The sequence below is a fragment of the Streptomyces sp. NPDC001880 genome, from assembly GCF_053594575.1.
Window position 1 is genome coordinate 46,678 of the sequence record NZ_JBSFET010000026.1, and the last position, 18,880, is coordinate 65,557.

Sequence of the window (18,880 nt, forward strand, 5' to 3'; positions counted from 1 at the left end):
CATCGCGTCAACTCTAGGGAAAACCACCATGCAGCTTCGTAAGGTCACCGCCGCCTCGGCCGCCGTGCTCGCTCTCGCCCTCACCGCCACCGCCTGTGGTTCCGACAAGGAGGACGGCGGCTCGGGCGACGGCAAGAAGATCACGATCGGCATCAAGATCGACCAGCCCGGCCTCGGCCTGAAGACCCCGGACGGCAAGTACACCGGCTTCGACGTCGATGTCGCCACATACGTCGCCAAGGAACTCGGCTACGACGCCAAGGACATCGTCTTCAAGGAGACCAAGAGCCAGGACCGTGAGACGGCGATCGAGCGCGGTGACGTCAAGTTCATCGCCGCCACCTACTCGATCAACGACGAGCGCCAGCAGAAGGTCGACTTCGCCGGTCCGTACCTGCTGGCACACCAGGACATCCTGGTCCGCGCCGACGACGACTCGATCAAGTCCCCGGCCGACCTGAACAACAAGAAGCTGTGTTCGGTCGCCGGCTCGACCTCGGCGAAGAACGTCAAGGACAAGCTGGCCCCGAAGGCCGGCCTCCAGACGTACGGCGGCTACTCGGAGTGCCTGACCGGCCTGGAGAACAAGGCCATCGACGCGCTGACCACGGATGACAGCATCCTGGCGGGCTACGCCTCGCAAGCGAACTTCCAGGGCAAGTTCAAGCTGGCCGGCTTCAAGATGACCAACGAGAACTACGGCATCGGTCTGAAGAAGGGCGACGCCGACCTCAAGAAGAAGGTCGATGCCGCGCTCACCAAGATGGTCTCGGACGGCTCCTGGGACAAGGCCGTGAAGGACAACTTCGGCCCGGCGAACTACAAGAACGAGCCCGCCCCGAAGATCGGCAACATCGTCAAGTGAAGCAGGGCTGACCGGGCGCGCCGTCCGTGAACGGCGGCGCGCCGTGCCCTCCTACACGCGAAAGCGCGGGAGATCGTGTTCGACTTTCTTGAAGGTTACGACCTGCTGGGGGCCTTCTGGGTGACGGTGCAGCTCACCGTCTGCTCCGCCCTCGGCTCCCTCATATGGGGAACGCTGCTGGCCGGCATGAAGGTCAGCCCGGTCCCCCTGATGCGCGGCTTCGCCACCGCGTACGTGAACGTGGTCCGGAACATTCCGCTGACCGTGATCATCGTGTTCTCGTCGCTGGGCCTGAACCAGACGCTGAACATCTCGCTCGGCACCGATGTCATCGACGACGCCAACTTCCGGCTGGCCGTACTCGCCCTGGTCGCCTACACGGCCGCCTTCGTCTGCGAGGCGCTGCGCTCCGGCATCAACACGGTGCCGGTCGGCCAGGCCGAGGCAGCGCGCGCACTCGGGCTGAGCTTCACGCAGGTACTGCGGCTGATCATCCTTCCTCAGGCGTTCCGTGCGGTGGTCAACCCGTTGTCCAACGTGCTGATCGCACTGACGAAGAACACCACGGTCGCCTCCGCGATCGGTGTCGTCGAGGCCTCCTACCTGATGAAGGACATGATCGAGGCCGAAGCCCAACTGATCCTGATTTCCGCCGTCTTTGCGTTCGGCTTCGTCGTCCTGACCCTCCCGACCGGCCTGATCCTCGGCTGGGTGAGCAAGAAGGTGGCGGTGAAGCGATGAGTTCCGTCCTCTACGACGCCCAGGGCCCCCGTGCCAAGCAGCGCAACATCCTCTACACGGTGCTGTTCGTGCTGTGCGCCGCCGCCGTGGTGTGGTGGGTGTACGACGGCCTGGCCGAGAAGCACCAGCTCGACTGGATCAAGTGGAAGCCCTTCTTCACCAGTTCCCTGCCGTGGGAGACGTACATCTGGCCGGGCTTCCAGAACACGCTCAAGGCGGCGTTCTTCGCCCTGATCATCGCGCTGCCGCTGGGCGCCCTGTTCGGTATCGGCAGGCTCTCGGACCACCGCTGGGTGCGGATGCCGGCCGGCTTCGTCGTGGAGCTCTTCCGCGCCGTCCCGGTACTGATCCTGATGATCACCGCGAACGCGGTGTACGCGGAGTACACCACCATCGACACCGAAGTGCGTCCGCTGTACGCCGTGGTGACCGGACTGGTGCTGTACAACTTCTCGGTCCTCGCCGAGATCGTGCGGGCCGGAATCGAGAACCTGCCGAAGGGCCAGGCGGAGGCGGCCAAGGCGCTCGGCATGCGCAAGGGCCAGATCATGCTGTCCGTGCTGCTGCCGCAGGCGGTGACCGCCATGCTGCCGGCGATCGTCAGCCAGCTCGTCGTCATCGTGAAGGACACCGCGCTCGGCGGCGCCATGATGACCTTCCCCGAGCTGCTGGCGTCGGTCCGCCCGATGAGCGCCAACTACGGCGCCAACACCATCGCGTGCTTCACGATCGTGGCCGTGATCTTCGTCGCGCTGAACTTCGCGCTCACCTCATTCGCCAGTCGACTGGAGCGGTGGCTCCGGCGCAACAAGAAGGGGAAGGGCACCGCGCCCGGGGGCGCACCGGAGCCCACCGGTACGCCGTCGCTCGTCGTCGACAAGCGCGCCGTCTGACGGCTCAGCGCATCGAACGCCCGAGGGGCGGTGGCAGGTCTGCCACCGCCCCTCGCCGCTCTTCGGTGTCGCTTGACGCAAGCACCGGCAGTAGGTTGCATACGTTCTGTGATCGCGCCCCCTGCCCCCGCCGCCACACTTCCTCCTCCGCCGCCTGCCCCCGTTTCGAGCCGCGCGCTCGTTCCGTTCGCGTCCTCGGCCTCGTTCGCTTCCTCGTTCGCGCACTCGGCCTCGTTCGCACGGATGCGAGGAGCCGCCCCGTGGACCCGGTGATCATCGTCGGCGCCGGGCCCGTCGGCCTGGCGCTGTCGCTCGCCCTGGCGGCGCAGGGCGTACCCTCCGTCCTGCTCGACGAGGACCCGGGCAAGGACGAGACACGTCCTGCCCGCACCGTGGTGCTGCGCGAGGACACCGCGGCCATGGTGGAGCGGCTGGGGTGCAAGGCGCTCCGGCACGAGGGGATGCGTTGGTCCGGGTGGCGGTCGATGCGGCGCAGGCAGCTGGTGCGTGAGCTGCCGCTCGGCGAGGACTCCCCCGAGGGCGATGCGTCGCCGGCCCCCGTCCATCTGCCGCAGCACGTCCTGACGCGCGGGCTGCGGGACGCGGTGGCCGCGCAGGAGCTGGTGCGGGTGGCCCCGTACGGCCGGATCGACACGCTGAAGCAGGACCCCACCGGTGTCACCGTGCACACCAGGGAGCCGAACGCGACCCGGTGGAGGGGGAGTTACCTGGTGGGCTGCGACGGCGCCAGGTCCACCGTGCGCAAGCTGCTCGACATCCGGTTCCCCGGGCGTACGGCGGTGGAGCGGCATGCCGTCGCGGCGCTGCGCGCCGAACTTCCCTGGCCCGGTCAGGCCGTGCTGCACCGGCTGCCGCCGTGGCGCACCGGTGGCGCCGAGGTGACGGCGCGGCCGCTGCCGGACGGCGTCTGGCGGCTGGACTGGCTGCTGCCGCCACGCGGCGAACTGGTCACCCCGGACGCCCTGATCACCCGGGTCCGGGACACGCTGGCGGGCTGGTGCGGCGAGACGCCGCCGTACGAGCTGCTGGACACGGGCGTGTACACGCTGCACCACCGGCTCGCCCTGCGCTGGCGGGTCGACCGTGCCTTCCTGGCCGGGGACGCCGCGCATCTGCTGGGCGCACTGGGCACCCAGGGCCTGGACGAGGGGCTGCGGGACGTCGAGAACCTGGCCTGGAAGCTGGCCCAGGACTGGCACCACGGCGCCTCCGACGTGCTGCTCGACAGCTACCAGGCCGAGCGCCGGGCCGCGGTCGCCTCGCGGCTGCGCGCCGCGGACCAGTCGCTGCCGATACTGCGGGGCGGCAGCGCGCTGCGGACGCTGGTCCCGGGGAGCGCACGGGGGCACGATTCGCTGCTCACCGACGGACATCTGGGCTGCGGCCCCCTCGGTGCGCCCCCCTCGTACTCGCATTCGCCCCTTGCGCCCCCACCCACCGAGGCGCACACCTCTGTGGGTACGCCCCCCGGTGCGCCGGTGGCCGATGTGCGGGTGACGGCGCCCGACGGCACGACCGCGCGGCTCCGGGAGCGGCTGGGGCAGGGGAATCTGCTGGTGGTTCTGGTGGCGCCCGGCACGGGGGTGTGGGACCGGCGGCACTGGATGACCGCCGGCGTCATGCCCCGCCTCGCCGCGGCCGTCGACGCGCTGCCGGTGAAGGGCGAGCTGCTGGTGACCGAGAGCTACCCGGGGGCGTCGGCCCACACCGTGCTGCTGGTCAGGCCGGACGGGCACCTCGTGGCGTCGTTCGGCGGGGTACGGCCCCGGGAGCTCTTCGCGGCGGCGGACGCGGTGCGGGGCGGTGCGGTGCGCGCCGCCGTACGCTCCGACCGGACTGCTGGCATCAATTGACCGCTGCGGACGTGCATGGTGTACTCCGAACCGTGACCGACACCGATGTGCGCCTGTGGCGGAGGGTCCATATGGACCTCGTCCGCTATGCGGGCTGCGTGTGTCGGCCGTCCTGCTGAATCGCTCTCCCCCCTGCCCGTCCGTGCGCGCTGTCGCACGGACGGCCATCCGCGCGAACCCTCAGGACGGTCTCCGTGTCCACCCCTGCTTCACTTCCTGTACCCACGCCTGCGCCCGAGTCCGGGCCCGCGTCCGCAAACACGTCCCCCTCCGTTGGCTCCGGTCCGAGGGCTGCCTCCGTCGTCGGCTCCGGTCCGACGGCTGCGGAACTGCTCGATTTCGTGCGCCACGTCGCCGCCGACGCCGAGATCGTCGCCTCGCTCCCCCTCGATCCCGAGGGCCGCACCTGGATCCGGCTCGACGGCCCCGGCGGCAGCGAAACCTGGCTGATCGGCTGGCCGCCGGGGACCGGAACCGGCTGGCACGACCACGCCGAGTCGATCGGCGCCTTCACCACCGCGGCCGGCGCCCTCAGGGAGCTGTCGCTGGCGGCCCGGCTGCCCACCGACGGCTGGAAGACCCTCGAACTCACCGAAGGCATCGACCGGTCCCGGGAGTTGGCCACCGGCCAGGGCCGGGCGTTCGGCCGCCACCACGTCCACGAGGTGCTGAACGAGTCCGCCACGGAGCATGCCGTCTCCGTCCACGCGTACTACCCGCCGCTGCCGCGCATCCGGCGCTACAGCCGCACCGGCGGCCTGCTCCGCCTCGAACAGGTCGAGCGGCCGGAGGACTGGAATTGAGCGCCGGCGGTCGGGGCGGTACGGAGCCGGTCGGGATCGACAAGCTGCTGGAACGGGTCCGGGCGGGGTTCGTCAGGGTCGGTCCGCGGGAAGCGGCCGCCGCCGCTGCGGACGGTGCGCTGCTCGTGGACATCCGTTACGCGGAGCTGCGGGAACGGGACGGGCTGATCCCGGGGGCGCTGGTCGTCGAGCGCAACGAACTGGAGTGGCGGCTCGACCCGCAGGGAAGCCACCGGGTCCCGCAGGCCGTGAGCCACGATCTGCGGATCGTGGTGGTCTGCGACGAGGGTTACGCGTCGAGCCTCGCGGTCGCGTCCTTGCGGCAGTTGGGGCTGGACCGGGCGACGGATCTGATCGGCGGGTTCCAGGCATGGCGTGCCGCGGGACTGCCGGTCGAGCGGGGAACGGACGGGGCTCGGTGTGCCGGGCCGGTCCCAGGGGCCGGGCCATAGACCGGGCCAGGAAGGTCGGTTCGGGCACGCCCCTGCCCGCGCCTTCCAGGTCACCGACCCGGTCGGCGACGGTGGCGGGGAGCCAGGCACGCTCGGCGCCCCGGCTTCGCCTTGTGCTTGACCTCGGTCTTTCCATTGCCCTTGTGCTTGACCGTGGTGTGGTGGACGTTCTGGTCGGCAAAGACCACGGACGACGCGGCGGCGTAGCGCTCGGTGGTGGTCCTTCCGCGCAGGCACCGGTCTCCAGCAGCGTGCCGCAGGCGGTGATCAGAGCGGCGGCGCACAGGAGGGCCAGGAAGGCACCGAGGAACCCGCCCTTGCGGTCCCGGATCGTCTGCAAGGCACAGCGCAGCATCATCGCGCGTCCGGCTCTTCTGTGGTCGCGCTTCGGCATCACGGCCGCTGGCGGCGCCGGACTCCCGGGCGGGGCGCGGGTGTTCGGCTGCTCCGTCATGCGTCACGCAGTGCTCTGTGCATGAGTGCCCACGCACTGGCGCGTTCCTGTGTGTCCGTGCGGGTGCTGTCCCCCGGATGCCGCCGGCGGTTCCCCCGAATCCGCCGCGACACACCCGAACGCCACACTCCGGTGGAGCGATCCCCCTGGCCGACGGACATTCACCTCAACGCCAAGGACCGACGTGACGGAGGCCTCGCACCCATGCCGACCCCCACCCTCACCCCCGACCAGCTGGACGCCCAGGCCGTTCGTCTCCATGACACCGAGGCGTGGCAGCAGATCATCACCGGCTGGGAGACCACGGCCCCCGACCCCGTGCTGCCTTCCTCCCCCGCCCCGGGACTGCCTTCCTCCGCCGGCGCCGCGGAGCACCTGCCGGACCGCCGGCCGGCCGACTGGCGCGGCCTGCTGTCCGTGCCGGTCGACCAGCTCATCGCCGACTCCGTGCGCGCCCTGCCCGCGACCGCGCCGCGCGAACGGCCGCTTCCCGGGCGCCTGGGCGCGGTCCTCCCGGACCGGCTCCACTCCTGGCGCCGCATCGGCCGGCCCGAGGTGCGGCCCTCCACTCATCTCGCCTACGCGAGGCAGATCCTGACCGAATGGGGCTGGCAGAACACGCCGTACCGGCTCCGCAACGCCCGCGGCGCACGGTGCATCTGCGGCGCCCTCCTCACCGCGCACCGACTGGGCTACGGCTCCCTCGACACCGTGGACCGGGCCGGCGCCTGGCTGGTCGCCGAGCTCCGCTCCCGGGGCTGGACCGGGCTGATCGGCCCCTGGAACCGCTGCCCCGGCCGCACCGCCGCGGATGCGCTCGACCTGATCGACGCCACCATCATCCGCGCCGCCCACGCCGGGCAGTGATCACCGTGCCTCCCCCAGAGCCCGCCCGACACCCGGCGGCCGTACCCGAGGTACTCCCCACACCCCGGCTCCCCAGCCCTCGGCATCGCACCGCCCCGTACTGTCCGCCCCTGCGACCGGCGCTTTCCCGGAAGCGCCCCGCATGCCCGCTGCCCGGTACGACCCCGGTCAGAAGGGCTCGTCCAGCCCCTCCGTGTCCTCCCCCTCTTCCTCCAGCGCCTGCCGCACGACGCGCAGGGCCATGCCCTCCCCGTACCCTTTGCGTGCGAGCATGCCCGCGAGGCGGCGCAGCCGCTTGTCGCGGTCCAGGCCACGAGTGGAGCGCAGCTTGCGCGCGACCAGCTCACGGGCGGTCGCCTCCTCCTGCTCGGAGTCCAGCTGCCCCACGGCCTCGTCGATCAGCGCGGAGTCCACCCCCTTGGTGCGCAGCTCACGGACGAGCGCGCGGCGAGCCAGTCCGCGTCCGTGATGCCGGGACTCCACCCAGGCGTCCGCGAATGCCGCATCGTCGATCAACCCGACGTCCTCGAAGCGCGAGAGCACTTCCTCTGCCGCCTCGTCCGGGATCTCCCGTTTGCGCAGGGCGTCCGCGAGCTGCTTCCTGGTACGCGGGGTCCCGGTGAGCAGCCGCAGGCAGATGTTGCGCGCCTGCTCGACCGGGTCTCGCGGCTCCCCCTTCTCGGCCCTCGACGAGGAGGGGGAACCGCTGCTCCTGGTGCGGGAGTGGGCACGGCCCGCCCCCTCGCCGAATCCGGCGCCCGCGCCCGTGCCGCGACCGGGTTCGGCCTCCGGCTCGTACGCATCCTCGGACTCGGCCATGTGCCCGGCGGCGAATCCATGGCCGGGGCCGGTGTGATGGTCAGTGGCGCTGACCGGCCACTCCGTACGACGCGTCACGGTCTAGCTCTTGGCCGCCGCGGTCTTGGCCGGCTTGGCCTTGCCGGCCGGAGCGGCCGCCGGCTTCGCGCTGTCGGCCGGTGCCGCGGCACCGGCTGCCGCGTCCGCACCGGGCTCGGCGGCGCCGTCCTCGGGCCGGACGCCGATGCCCAGCTTCTCCAGGATCTTCTTCTCGATCTCGTTGGCGAGATCGGGGTTGTCCTTGAGGAAGTTGCGGGCGTTCTCCTTGCCCTGGCCGAGCTGGTCGCCCTCGTAGGTGTACCAGGCGCCCGCCTTGCGGACGAAGCCGTGCTCCACTCCCATGTCGATCAGGCCGCCCTCACGGCTGATGCCCTGACCGTAGAGGATGTCGAACTCGGCCTGCTTGAAGGGCGGCGAGACCTTGTTCTTGACGACCTTGACGCGGGTGCGGTTGCCGACGGCTTCGGTGCCGTCCTTCAACGTCTCGATCCGGCGGATGTCGAGGCGCACCGAGGCGTAGAACTTGAGCGCCCGGCCACCGGTCGTGGTCTCCGGCGAGCCGAACATCACGCCGATCTTCTCGCGGAGCTGGTTGATGAAGATCGCAGTGGTCTTGGACTGGTTGAGCGCGCTGGTGATCTTGCGGAGCGCCTGGCTCATCAGACGGGCCTGCAGACCCACGTGCGAGTCACCCATCTCGCCCTCGATCTCCGCACGCGGCACGAGCGCCGCTACGGAGTCGATGACGATCAGGTCGAGGGCGCCGGAGCGGACCAGCATGTCCACGATCTCAAGGGCCTGCTCGCCGTTGTCCGGCTGGGACAGGATGAGGCTGTCGATGTCGACGCCGAGCTTCTTCGCGTACTCGGGGTCGAGAGCGTGCTCCGCGTCGATGAAGGCGACCGAGCCGCCGAGCTTCTGCGCGTTCGCCACGGCGTGCAGCGTCAGCGTCGTCTTACCGGAGGACTCCGGTCCGTACACCTCCACCACACGGCCGCGCGGCAGGCCGCCGACTCCGAGGGCCACGTCGAGGGCGGTCGACCCGGTGGGGATCACTTCGATGGGCTCGTTCGGCCGCTCACCGAGGCGCATCACCGCGCCCTTGCCGAATTGCCGTTCAATCTGTGCGAGTGCGGCGTCCAGCGCCTTCTCGCGGTCGGTTCCTGCCATGGGTTCCACCCGATTTGCTTGAGTCGATCGCTTCACGTCAAAGACGCTAACCCCTGCCACTGACAATGGGCCTCGACGTCCTCCCGGCCTGTGGACAACTCCACGGTCGGGCCCGGGAAAACCCGGCCGGAATCCCATGAGAATGGATGTTCGATTTTGGTGTCAAGCGCACCACACCGAGCCCGTGCACCCCCGGAAATGGTGGCTCCGGCCGCCGGGGCGGCACGGGCCGCGACGCCTCGAGCAGTCCCGGACAGCCCTGCAGACGGGAGGGTCAGGCACGCCCCGGCTCTTCACGCTCCCCGACGCCTCCCACTCCGCCCGCGCCCCCGTCGGCGCCGGAAGCCCGCCAGAAACTGCGCAGCCGTGTGAGCACCGGCTCGCCGCGCCGACGGCTCCGACCGTGCATCCGCGGGTCGTCCGTCACGTCGTACCGCTTCACGTACGCGCCGAGGAACGCCTGGAGCGTGGCGACGGCCGGGATCGCGATCAGCGCGCCCACGGCGCCCATCAGGGCCGTGCCCGCGATGACCGATCCGAAGGCGACCGCCGGATGGATGTCGACGGTCCGGGAGGTGAGCTTGGGCTGCAGGGCGTAGTTCTCGAACTGCTGGTAGACCACGACGAAGCCGAGCACCCACACCGCGTACCAGGGGTCGATGGTGAACGCGATCAGCATCGGCAGGGCGCCTGCCAGGTACGTGCCGATCGTGGGAATGAACTGGGAGACCAGTCCGACCCAGACGGCCAGCGCGGGCGCGTACGGAACGCCGAGGATCACCAGCAGGATGTAGTGCGCGACCCCGGAGATCAGGGCCATCAGACCCCGCGAGTAGAGGTAGCCGCCGGTCTTGTCGACCGCGATCTCCCAGGCCCGCAGGACCTCTGCCTGCTTGGCGGGCGGCAGCACGGAGCACAGGGCGCGCCGCAGCCTGGGGCCGTCGGCCGCGAAGTAGAAGGAGAACAGGAAGATCGTCAGCAGCCGGAACAGCCCGCCGAGCACGGTGGTGGAGACATCGAGCACTCCGGTCGCGCTGTTCTGGACGTACTTCTGCAGCCAGTCGGAGTGGAGCAGGCTGTCCTGGACCTCGACCCTGGAGAGCTCGGTGTGGAAAGTCTGGTTGACCCAGTTGATCAGTGAGTCCAGATAATTCGGGAACTCCTCGACCATGTCGACGATCTGGCCCGCGAGCATCGAGCCCAGCAGTACGACGAAGCCCACCCCGGCAATCAGCACCGCGAGGAAGACCAGAAAGGTGGCAAGACCGCGGCGCATGCCGCGTGCCGACATCCGGCCGACCGCCGGCTCGATGGCGAGCGACAGGAAGAACGCGATCAGAACATTGATCAGCAACACGACGAGCCGGTCGAACGCCCAGCTGCCGAGCCGGTAGCAGGCGTAGAGCGCCAAGGCGAGCACCATGGCACGCGGCAGCCACGCGGGCATGCGCGCCGACCCGGTGCCGGCGGACGCGGCGGGTGGCGCGGCCGGCGGGACGGGCGGTGCGGAAGGCGGCTGGGTCTGTGCTGTCTCGTCTGTCGGTGCCACGGTTCCAGTCTCGCCTACGGCGGTGAAAGCCAACCGCCCACCCCGGACGACAGCACAGGTCCGGCAGCCGACAGGCCGGGAATCGGTGCGGGCCCGGCCGGTCGGCGGGCCGGCATCAGCGCTTGTCCGCAGGGATCCCGACCGCCGTGCAGACTCCGCGCCACACGTCCTTGGTCTCCCAGCCCGCGGCCAGCGCCTGGTGCACGGTCTGCCCGCCGAGCTCGGCCATCACATGATCGCGCGCGAAGGAGTCGGCGTACCCCGCGCCGAAGTGGTCCGCCATGCGTTCCCAGAAAATCGTCAACCGCATGACCTCAGTATCGCGCTCCTGAGAGTGCAGCCGGGCCACTACGTCTTGCCGAGAGCGCTTACCGCCCTACGGTCGGTCCATGGCTGGAACCGGAACAAGTCCCCTCAATCGTGCCGAGCAGTTCATCTGGCTCACGGCCCGTGTCCTGGAACAGCGGCGGTTCGCTCATCACTTCCTGGAAGGAAGTGCGGACGCCGTGGAAACCGCACTCGCCGCCTATCTGAACGAGGACGGCGGCTACGGGCACGCGCTCGAACCCGATCTGCGCGGCCCCGTCAGTCAGCCGCTGCACACCGCGCACGCGCTCAGTGTGCTGGACTCCATCGGGCGCTGCGACGGGCTGCGGGTGGAGCGGATCTGCCGCTTCCTCACCGAGGTGTCGACCAAGCAGGGCGCGCTGCCCGCCCTCCTGCCGACGCAGCGCGGCTATCCCGCCGCGCCGTTCATCCCGATCGTCGACGATCCTCCTGCGGAACTGCTGACCACCGGCCCCGTCGTCGGGCTCCTGCACCGCAACGCGGTGTGGCACGCCTGGCTCTTTCGGGCCACCGACTTCTGCTGGGCGGCGGTGGACGCCCTGGAGCACTCGCATCCCTACGAGATCGAGGCGGCGATCGCCTTTCTGGACGGCGCCCCGGACCGGGCGCGGGCGGAGGCGGCGGCCGACAGGCTCGGGCGGCTGGTGCGGGACCAGCGGCTCGCGGTACTGGATCCGGAGCGGCGCGCCGAGTACCCCGTCGCGGCCGGATACGCGCCGGGCGAGCAGCATTTTCCGTACGACTACGCCCGTACGCCCGAGTCGCTCGCCCGTCACTGGTTCACCGACGAGGAACTGTCCCGCTCGCTCGACCATCTCGCGGCCGAGCAGCAGGCGGACGGCGGCTGGCCGGTCAACTGGCGCCAGTGGGCACCGGGGACGGCGCTGGAGGGACGGCCCATCGTGACGCTCAAGGCGCTTGTGACACTGCGCGCCCACGGGCGCGGCCTCGACTGAGCCCCAGTGGCCGGTACGGGCACCGGTCAGCAGGCTGCGGGCGCTCCGTCGGGCCCGGCGGCGGGACGGGGCGAGTGCTGCGGCAGGCAACGTCTACCCGTCAAGGGGCGGCGCGCGGTGGGTGCTCTCGGCGTGTCTGCCGGAAGTCCTCGTACTGGGATGTACTCGGGCTATCGGGTGGTGCGGCGAGAGCGCGTGCCGGGCGTCGCGACGGGGCGAACGTTGCCTGCCGCGGCACTAGCCAAGAGCACGTACTCCTGCGGTGACGGCCACGGCGGAGCCCACGACCACGAGGAAGGGGGCGCGCAGGGCCAGCGCGAGCGCCGCCGCGGCAAGCCCCGCGCTCCTGGCGTCCAGCGCCAGGTGCTGCCCGTCTCCGAAGGTCTGCTGTGCGGTGAGGGCGGCCAGGAGGGCGACGGGCAGGAGCGCGGCGAGGCGCTGGGCGAGCGGGCGTTCCAGCACCCCGGCGGGCACCAGCAGCCCGAGCAGCTTGGCGAGGTAGCAGCCGACTGCGGTCAGCGCGATGGCGATCCAGACGTTCATCGGTTCTTCTCCGTGGTGGCCGCTGACCGGTCCGTGCCCTTGCGGCGTCCGCTCAGGAAGAGGACGGCGGGTGCGGCAAGTGCGGAGAGCAGGACGGGGACGCCCGCGGGCAGCACGGGCAGCAGGCCGAGCGCGAGCAGTACGGCGATCGCGGCGGTGACACGTTCGGTGGTGCTCTTCAGCATCGGGGCGAGCAGGGCGAGGAAGACCGCGGGTGATGCCGCGTCCAGCCCCCAGGTGTCGGTGTCGCCGAGCGCCTCGGCGCCGAGGGCACCGAGCAGTGTGGTCAGGTTCCACAGCACGTAGAGGGTCAGCCCGGTGACGGCGAAACCGATGCGTGCCGCCCGCCGGGTCGGCTGCGGCAGGGTCACGGCGGTCGTCTCGTCGATGACCCACTGGGCAGCGAAGGGACGGAGCGCCCGCGGCAGGGCGAGCAGCTGCGAGAGGCGCAGGCCGTAGAACGAGTTGCGTACGCCGAGGAAGAAGGCCCCGGCAGCCGCGGTGTACGGGTTGCCGCCCGCGGCGAGGGCCCCGACGAGGGCGAACTGCGAGGCGCCGGTGAAGACGGCGAGGCTGAGCGCGCAGGTCTGCAGCAGGCTCAGTCCGGAACCGGCCGAGGTCACGCCGAAGGCGAAGCCGGAGAGGCCGACGGCTATGCCGACACCGAGCGCATCGCGTACGACGGCCACGTCCGGCTTCGTCACGGCCGCGTCCGACCTCGTCACCGTCACGGCCGACCGCGCTCCGGGGCCGGTTGCGGTGCCGTGGGGTGCGTCGGCCGATTCGCCGACGCCCTCTGGGAGTGTTGTCTGTTCTGCCACGACCGGAACGCTACGTGCGCAGCTTGGGACCGGTCTTGTACGTTCTTGCACGTTCGCGCTGGTACGCGCCGGGTGGTACTCCGACGATCCGGGTGAAGTGACGGTTGAGGTGCGGCTGGTCGGTGAAACCGACCTCGGCGGCCGCCTGTGCGGGCGCGGTCCCCGCGTCCAGCATCCGGCGCGCCGCCCGCACCCGGGCATCGGTGAGCCAGGCGTGCGGCGGCATCCCGTACTGCTTCTTGAACGCCCTCAGCAGCGCGAACGGGCTGGTGCCGAGCTCCGCCGCCAGCGCCTCCAGGGTGGGCGGCGCCGCCATCCTGCCCTCCAGCACCGCACGCGCCCGCGCCGCGTCGCGCGCGCCGGCCGAGCGGGGTGTACGGGCGGGCAGCGCGCTGCCGCACCGGCTCAGCAGCCGGGCGACCAAGACCCGCAGCAGCGTGTCGGCGGCGAGTGCGTTGCCCTCCTCGGCAGCCCGGTGGACCTCGCCGATCAGCCGGGCCGCATACAGGTCCACGATGCTGGTCTCGCTGAATCCGACCGTGCCGCGCAGGCTCGTCGTGTCGGCCGCGATGTCGTTGATGAACTGCGAGGACGGGTACAGCGTGGCGTACACCCAGCCCTCGGGCACACCCGCGCGGGCGGTGTGCGGAACCTCCGGGTTGATCATGACCACGGTGCCGGGGTCGGCGTGGACGGTGCCGCCCGGCAGCCCGACGTCCTCCACCCCTCGGCTGATGGTGCCGAAGACATAGCCCTCGTGGCTGTGGCGCGGGAAGGTGTGGCGCACGTACCGGGCACGCAGCAGATCGAGGTCGGGCAGTTCCGCGTACTGCCAGTACCTCGCCCACTCCCCCGGTCCCGACTCCGCTTCCGCCGCCATGAACGAATTCTCGCAGCTCCGGGGCGGGGCCGCCGAGGGCGGTCAGGACCGTTGTCAGTGCCGGGGTGCACGATGGGGGACATGGCCGGCTCTGCGCTCGATTCGTTCTCACCCGCCACCCGAGGCTGGTTCGCGGGTGCCTTCAGCGCGCCCACCGCCGCGCAGGAGGGCGCCTGGCACGCGATCGGCGAGGGTTCGGACGTGCTGGTCGTCGCGCCGACCGGCTCCGGCAAGACCCTCGCCGCGTTTCTCGCCGCGCTGGACACCCTGGCATCCGTCCCGCCGCCCGCCGAGCCGAAGAAGCGCTGCCGGGTGCTGTACGTGTCACCCCTGAAGGCGCTCGCGGTCGATGTCGAGCGCAACCTCCGCTCCCCGCTGACCGGCATCCGCCAGGAGTCGGTGCGGCTGGGGCTGCCGGAGCCCGAGGTCCGGGTGGGAATCCGCTCCGGCGACACCCCGCCCGCCGAGCGCCGCTCGATGGCGACCCGGCCGCCGGACATCCTGATCACCACACCCGAATCGCTGTTCCTGATGCTGACCTCGTCCGCCCGGGAGGCACTGTCCGGCGTCGAGACGGTGATCCTCGACGAGGTGCACGCCGTGGCCGGCACGAAGCGGGGCGCCCATCTCGCCGTGACGCTGGAGCGTCTCGACGAGCTGCTGCCGCGTCCCGCCCGGCGGATCGGTCTGTCGGCGACGGTCCGTCCGGTCGACGAGGTGGCGCGCTTCCTCTCGCCCCGGCGCAAGGTGGAGATCGTCCAGCCACCGTCCACCAAGCGGTTCGAGCTGTCGGTCGTCGTGCCGGTCGAGGATCTGGGTGAGCTCGGCGGCTCCCCCGCCACCGACCCCGACCAGGCGGGCCAGGCGGACAAGCCGTCGATCTGGCCCCATGTCGAGGAGCGGATCGCCGATCTCGTCCAGCAGCACCGCTCCACCATCGTCTTCGCCAATTCCCGCCGCCTCGCCGAGCGGCTGTGCAACCGCCTCAACGAGATCGCGTACGAGCGGCTCACCGGCGAGACGATCGCCGAGTCCCACTCCCCCGCCGAGATCATGGCCGAGTCCGGTGCGGCGAAGGGCGCCCCCGCCCTGATCGCCCGCGCCCACCACGGTTCGGTCTCCAAGGAACAGCGCGCCCAGGTCGAGGAGGACCTCAAGGCGGGCCGGCTGCCCGCCGTCGTCGCCACCTCCAGCCTGGAGCTGGGCATCGACATGGGGGCGGTCGACCTCGTGATCCAGGTGGAGTCGCCGCCCTCGGTCGCCTCCGGCCTGCAACGGGTCGGCCGGGCCGGACACCAGGTCGGCGCGGTCTCCACCGGAGTGGTCTTCCCGAAGTACCGGGGCGATCTGGTCCAGGCGGCCGTGGTCACCGAGCGGATGCGCGAGGGCTCCATCGAAGCGCTCCGGGTCCCGTCCAACCCGCTGGACGTGCTGGCCCAGCAGCTGGTCGCCATGGTCGCCCTGGACAGCTGGCAGGTGGACGACCTGCTGGCGGTGGTCCGCCGCGCCGCGCCCTTCGCCTCACTGCCCGAGTCCGCGTTCACCGCCGTGCTGGACATGCTCGCCGGCCGCTACCCCTCCGACGCCTTCGCCGAGCTGCGCCCGCGCGTGGTGTGGGACCGGGTGGCCGGCACGGTCACCGGCCGCCCGGGCGCGCAGCGGCTCGCCGTCACCTCTGGAGGAACGATCCCCGACCGGGGGCTCTTCGGGGTCTTCCTCGCAGGCGCCGACCCCAAGAAGGGCGGCGGCCGGGTCGGTGAGCTCGACGAGGAGATGGTGTACGAGTCCCGGGTCGGCGATGTCTTCACGCTCGGCACCACGTCCTGGCGGATCGAGGACATCACCCGCGACCGGGTCCTGGTCTCGCCCGCCCCCGGCGTTCCCGGTCGGCTGCCGTTCTGGAAGGGCGACCAGCTGGGCCGCCCGCTGGAGCTGGGGCGCGCGCTCGGGGCGTTCCTCCGCGAGATCGGCGGACTGCCGCAGGAGGACGCCCGCGCGCGGCTGCTCGCCGCCGGTCTCGACAGCTGGGCCGCCGACAACACCCTGTCGTACATCGACGAACAGCGCCGCGCCTGCGGCCACGTGCCGGACGACCGGACCATCCTCGTCGAGCGTTTCCGTGACGAGCTGGGTGACTGGCGGGTCGTGGTCCACTCCCCGTTCGGCGCGCAGGTGCACGCACCGTGGGCACTGGCGCTGAGCGCCCGCCTCGCCGAGCGCTACGGCATGGACGCCCAGGTGATGCATGCCGACGACGGCATCGTGCTACGGCTTCCCGACGCCGATCTGATCGGCCTGGATCTCCTGGACTTCGATCCCGCGCAGGACCTCTCCCAGGGACCGGACCGTGATACGGCGCCGCTGCCGGGCCTCTCGTACGACAGCGAACAACCGCCCGTCGGCGCGGCGGACGTGACGTTCGACCAGGGCGAGATCGGTCAGATCGTCACCGACCAGGTCGGCGGTTCGGCGCTTTTCGCCTCCCGGTTCCGCGAGTGCGCCGCCCGCGCCCTGTTGTTGCCGCGCCGCAGCCCCGGCAAACGCACCCCGCTGTGGCAGCAGCGCCAGCGCGCCGCGCAACTGCTCCAGGTCGCTTCGGAGTTCGGCTCCTTCCCGATCGTCCTGGAGGCGGTCCGCGAATGCCTCCAGGACGTCTTCGACGTCCCCGGGCTCACGGAACTCATGGGCGACCTCGAAGCACGCCGCGTCCGGCTGGTCGAGGTGACCACCCCGGAGCCCTCGCCCTTCGCGCGCTCGCTCCTGTTCGGCTACGTCGCCCAGTTCCTGTACGAGGGCGACTCGCCCCTGGCCGAACGGCGGGCCGCCGCCCTCTCCCTCGACTCCCACCTGCTGGCGGAGCTCCTCGGCCAGGCGGAGCTGCGCGAGCTGCTCGACGCGGAGGTCCTGACCGAACTGGAGCAGGAGCTCCAGTGGCTGACCGAGGACCGCCGGATCAAGGACATCGAGGGCGTCGCCGACCTGCTCCGGGTCGTCGGCCCGCTCACCGACGTGGAGTTGGCGGAGCGCGGCGCCGACCCGGCATGGGCTCCCGAGCTGTCCGCGGCCCGCCGGGCCATCCGCGTCCGGATCGGCGGGGCCGGCCACTGGGCCGCGATCGAGGACGCGGGCCGCCTGCGGGACGCGCTGGGCACCGCCCTCCCGGTCGGCGTCCCCGAGGCGTTCACCGAACCGGTGAAGGACCCCCTCGGCGACCTCCTCGGCCGATACGCCCGTACACACGGCCCGTTCACCTCCACCGGGGCCGCCGCCCGCTTCGGCCTCGGCACCGCCGTCACGGACGGGGCGCTGCAACGGCTCGCCGCGTCCGGCCGGATCGTCCAGGGCGAGTTCCATCCCGCCGGTATCGGCCAGGAGTGGTGCGACGCCACCGTGTTGCGCCGCTTGCGCCGCCGTTCACTCGCCGCGCTCCGCCACGAGCTGGAGCCGGTCCCGCCCGCCGCACTCGCCGGCTTCCTTCCGCAGTGGCAGCACCTGGGCAGCAACAGCCTGCGCGGAATCGACGGACTGGCCCGCGCCATCGAGCAGTTGCAGGGCGCGCCCGTCCCTGCGTCGGCCCTGGAGAAGCTGATCCTGCCGGGCCGGGTCACGGACTACACCCCCGCGCTGCTCGACGAGCTGACCACCACCGGCGAGGTCGTCTGGGCCGGTGCGGGCGCCCTCCCGGGCAAGGACGGCTGGCTGTCCCTCTACCTCGCCGACAGCGCGCCCCTGCTCCTCCCGCCCCCGCACCCACTGGAACTCAGTGCGTTGCACGAATCCGTCCTGACCGCCCTGAGCGGCGGATACGGCCTGTTCTTCCGGCAGATCGCCGATCAGGTCCGGGCCACCACCCATCCGGACTGCACCGATCCGCAACTCGCCGATGCCATCTGGGAGCTGGCCTGGTCGGGCCGGCTCACCAACGACACCCTCGCCCCGCTGCGTTCGCTCCTCGGCTCCGGCCGCACGGCGGGGTCGACCGCCCACCGCGCCAGACGCAGTGTCCCGCGCGGGCGTTACGGCTCGCTCACCGCCGCCGCCCGGCCCGCGTCCCGCACCGGCCCGCCCACCGTCTCGGGCCGCTGGTCCCTGCTGCCCGCCACCGAACCCGACCCCACACACCGTGCTCACGCCCTGGCCCGTACCCTCCTCGACCGCCACGGGGTGGTGACCCGCGGCGCGGTCCAGGCCGAGGGGGTCGAGGGCGGCTTCTCCGCGACGTACCGCGTCCTGTCCGCCTTCGAGGACAACGGGCAGGCCCGGCGTGGCTATGTCGTCGAAGGGCTGGGGGCGGCACAGTTCGCGATGGACGGCGCGGTGGACCGGCTGCGCGCCATCTCCATCGCCCGCGACCGCGCGGAGCCGGGTGGCGCGCCCCGTGCCCTGGTCCTCGCCGCGGCCGACCCGGCCAATGCCTACGGTGCCGCCCTGCCCTGGCCCGAGCCGCCGGACGGCGCCGGGCACAAGCCCGGCCGCAAGGCGGGCGCCCTGGTGGTGCTGGTCGACGGCGAGCTGGCGATGTACATGGAGCGCGGCGGCAAGACGCTGCTGGCCTGGCCCACGGACCCGGACGACCCGGCGCTCCTCGCGGCAGCGGGGGCGCTGGCGGCGGCCGCCCGCGCGGGGACGCTCGGCACGGTCACGGTCGAGCGCACCAACGGCGCCCCGTCCCTGACCTCCCCGCTCGGCCGCACGCTGGAGGCGGTCGGCTTCCTCGCCACCCCGAGAGGGCTCCGCCTGCGCGCCTGACCCACCGGCGCGCCCACTCCTCGTACCACACCACCGCGCGCACGCCGCCCCGCCCGC

17 protein-coding genes and 1 pseudogene are annotated in these 18,880 nt (G+C 71.6%); 10 read left to right on the forward strand and 8 right to left on the reverse strand.

Annotated elements, in window-relative coordinates; genetic code table 11:
- The first annotated feature begins 28 nt into the window (after positions 1-28).
- The 7 genes from ACWCQ6_RS17205 (at position 29) to ACWCQ6_RS17235 (ending at position 5,628) form a co-directional block, all read left to right on the forward strand.
- Positions 29-865: a glutamate ABC transporter substrate-binding protein gene (locus ACWCQ6_RS17205; protein WP_451089963.1), complete on the forward strand. Its 837-nt coding sequence runs from the start codon at positions 29-31 to the stop codon at positions 863-865.
- A gap of 75 nt (positions 866-940) precedes the next feature.
- On the forward strand, positions 941-1,606 hold the full coding sequence (locus ACWCQ6_RS17210; protein WP_451089965.1) for an amino acid ABC transporter permease: 666 nt from the start codon (positions 941-943) through the stop codon (positions 1,604-1,606).
- Complete coding sequence (locus ACWCQ6_RS17215) at positions 1,603-2,499, forward strand: amino acid ABC transporter permease (protein WP_451089967.1); 897 nt, start codon at positions 1,603-1,605, stop codon at positions 2,497-2,499. The genes ACWCQ6_RS17210 and ACWCQ6_RS17215 overlap by 4 nt, the downstream gene beginning before the upstream one ends.
- A 260-nt stretch (positions 2,500-2,759) precedes the next feature.
- Positions 2,760-4,373 carry an FAD-dependent monooxygenase gene (locus tag ACWCQ6_RS17220; protein ID WP_451089969.1) on the forward strand — a complete coding sequence of 538 codons (1,614 nt, stop codon included), beginning with the start codon at positions 2,760-2,762 and terminating at the stop codon, positions 4,371-4,373.
- A 47-nt stretch (positions 4,374-4,420) separates the two neighbouring features.
- Positions 4,421-4,492 (forward strand): putative leader peptide, encoded by a 72-nt coding sequence (locus ACWCQ6_RS17225; protein ID WP_309544753.1) that lies wholly within the window; start codon positions 4,421-4,423, stop codon positions 4,490-4,492.
- A gap of 75 nt (positions 4,493-4,567) precedes the next feature.
- Positions 4,568-5,176: a cysteine dioxygenase gene (locus ACWCQ6_RS17230; protein ID WP_451089971.1), complete on the forward strand. Its 609-nt coding sequence runs from the start codon at positions 4,568-4,570 to the stop codon at positions 5,174-5,176.
- Positions 5,173-5,628 (forward strand): rhodanese-like domain-containing protein, encoded by a 456-nt coding sequence (locus ACWCQ6_RS17235; RefSeq protein WP_451089973.1) that lies wholly within the window; start codon positions 5,173-5,175, stop codon positions 5,626-5,628. Before ACWCQ6_RS17230 ends, ACWCQ6_RS17235 begins: the two co-directional genes overlap by 4 nt.
- Here the strand turns inward: ACWCQ6_RS17235 and ACWCQ6_RS17240 are convergent.
- Positions 5,621-5,986, reverse strand: a pseudogene (locus tag ACWCQ6_RS17240) (ABC transporter permease); the annotation flags it as partial. The gene ACWCQ6_RS17235 and the pseudogene ACWCQ6_RS17240 overlap by 8 nt on opposite strands.
- Before the next feature lie 300 nt (positions 5,987-6,286).
- Here ACWCQ6_RS17240 and ACWCQ6_RS17245 point away from each other — a divergent pair.
- A complete protein-coding gene (locus tag ACWCQ6_RS17245) occupies positions 6,287-6,949 on the forward strand; it encodes a DUF6197 family protein (protein WP_451089975.1) in 663 nt (220 codons plus the stop codon).
- Positions 6,950-7,117: 168 nt separating this feature from the next.
- On the opposite strand, the gene recX is transcribed toward ACWCQ6_RS17245, so the two are convergent.
- The 4 genes from recX to ACWCQ6_RS17265 form a co-directional block, all read right to left on the reverse strand.
- Positions 7,118-7,846, reverse strand: a complete 729-nt coding sequence (recX, locus tag ACWCQ6_RS17250; protein ID WP_451089977.1) for a recombination regulator RecX — start codon at positions 7,844-7,846, stop codon at positions 7,118-7,120.
- Between the two features lie 3 nt (positions 7,847-7,849).
- Positions 7,850-8,977, reverse strand: coding sequence for a recombinase RecA (recA, locus tag ACWCQ6_RS17255; RefSeq protein ID WP_451089979.1), 1,128 nt, complete (start codon positions 8,975-8,977; stop codon positions 7,850-7,852).
- A 274-nt stretch (positions 8,978-9,251) separates the two neighbouring features.
- Positions 9,252-10,424 carry an AI-2E family transporter gene (locus tag ACWCQ6_RS17260; protein WP_451090013.1) on the reverse strand — a complete coding sequence of 391 codons (1,173 nt, stop codon included), beginning with the start codon at positions 10,422-10,424 and terminating at the stop codon, positions 9,252-9,254.
- Positions 10,425-10,641: 217 nt separating this feature from the next.
- Positions 10,642-10,836, reverse strand: coding sequence for a DUF3046 domain-containing protein (locus ACWCQ6_RS17265; RefSeq protein ID WP_114247022.1), 195 nt, complete (start codon positions 10,834-10,836; stop codon positions 10,642-10,644).
- Between the two features lie 79 nt (positions 10,837-10,915).
- Here ACWCQ6_RS17265 and ACWCQ6_RS17270 point away from each other — a divergent pair, with 79 nt between their 5' ends.
- Positions 10,916-11,830 carry a hypothetical protein gene (locus ACWCQ6_RS17270; protein WP_451089981.1) on the forward strand — a complete coding sequence of 305 codons (915 nt, stop codon included), beginning with the start codon at positions 10,916-10,918 and terminating at the stop codon, positions 11,828-11,830.
- A gap of 237 nt (positions 11,831-12,067) precedes the next feature.
- On the opposite strand, the gene ACWCQ6_RS17275 is transcribed toward ACWCQ6_RS17270, so the two are convergent.
- From ACWCQ6_RS17275 to ACWCQ6_RS17285, 3 genes are read right to left on the reverse strand one after another with little or no spacing between them, the layout of a single operon-like run.
- A complete protein-coding gene (locus tag ACWCQ6_RS17275) occupies positions 12,068-12,373 on the reverse strand; it encodes an AzlD domain-containing protein (RefSeq protein WP_451089983.1) in 306 nt (101 codons plus the stop codon).
- Entirely contained in the window at positions 12,370-13,194 is an 825-nt protein-coding gene (locus tag ACWCQ6_RS17280) for an AzlC family ABC transporter permease (RefSeq protein WP_451089985.1), read from the reverse strand. Before ACWCQ6_RS17280 ends, ACWCQ6_RS17275 begins: the two co-directional genes overlap by 4 nt.
- Before the next feature lie 10 nt (positions 13,195-13,204).
- Positions 13,205-14,074, reverse strand: coding sequence for an AraC family transcriptional regulator (locus ACWCQ6_RS17285; RefSeq protein WP_451089987.1), 870 nt, complete (start codon positions 14,072-14,074; stop codon positions 13,205-13,207).
- Between the two features lie 81 nt (positions 14,075-14,155).
- On the opposite strand from ACWCQ6_RS17285, the gene ACWCQ6_RS17290 reads away from it, so the two are divergent.
- Positions 14,156-18,823 carry an Lhr family ATP-dependent helicase gene (locus ACWCQ6_RS17290; RefSeq protein ID WP_451089989.1) on the forward strand — a complete coding sequence of 1,556 codons (4,668 nt, stop codon included), beginning with the start codon at positions 14,156-14,158 and terminating at the stop codon, positions 18,821-18,823.
- The last annotated feature ends 57 nt before the right edge of the window (positions 18,824-18,880 follow it).

What these genes read in the sequence shown, in the direction of transcription:
- ACWCQ6_RS17205 (WP_451089963.1), top strand. Translation starts at nt 29, where the DNA reads ATGCAGCTTCGTAAGGTCACCGCCGCCTCGGCCGCCGTGCTCGCTCTC.
- ACWCQ6_RS17215 (WP_451089967.1), top strand. Translation starts at nt 1,603, where the DNA reads ATGAGTTCCGTCCTCTACGACGCCCAGGGCCCCCGTGCCAAGCAGCGC.
- ACWCQ6_RS17245 (WP_451089975.1), top strand. Translation starts at nt 6,287, where the DNA reads ATGCCGACCCCCACCCTCACCCCCGACCAGCTGGACGCCCAGGCCGTT.
- recA (WP_451089979.1), bottom strand. Translation starts at nt 8,977, where the DNA reads ATGGCAGGAACCGACCGCGAGAAGGCGCTGGACGCCGCACTCGCACAG.
- ACWCQ6_RS17260 (WP_451090013.1), bottom strand. Translation starts at nt 10,424, where the DNA reads ATGCCCGCGTGGCTGCCGCGTGCCATGGTGCTCGCCTTGGCGCTCTAC.
- ACWCQ6_RS17265 (WP_114247022.1), bottom strand. Translation starts at nt 10,836, where the DNA reads ATGCGGTTGACGATTTTCTGGGAACGCATGGCGGACCACTTCGGCGCG.
- ACWCQ6_RS17270 (WP_451089981.1), top strand. Translation starts at nt 10,916, where the DNA reads ATGGCTGGAACCGGAACAAGTCCCCTCAATCGTGCCGAGCAGTTCATC.
- ACWCQ6_RS17275 (WP_451089983.1), bottom strand. Translation starts at nt 12,373, where the DNA reads ATGAACGTCTGGATCGCCATCGCGCTGACCGCAGTCGGCTGCTACCTC.
- ACWCQ6_RS17285 (WP_451089987.1), bottom strand. Translation starts at nt 14,074, where the DNA reads ATGGCGGCGGAAGCGGAGTCGGGACCGGGGGAGTGGGCGAGGTACTGG.
- ACWCQ6_RS17290 (WP_451089989.1), top strand. Translation starts at nt 14,156, where the DNA reads ATGGCCGGCTCTGCGCTCGATTCGTTCTCACCCGCCACCCGAGGCTGG.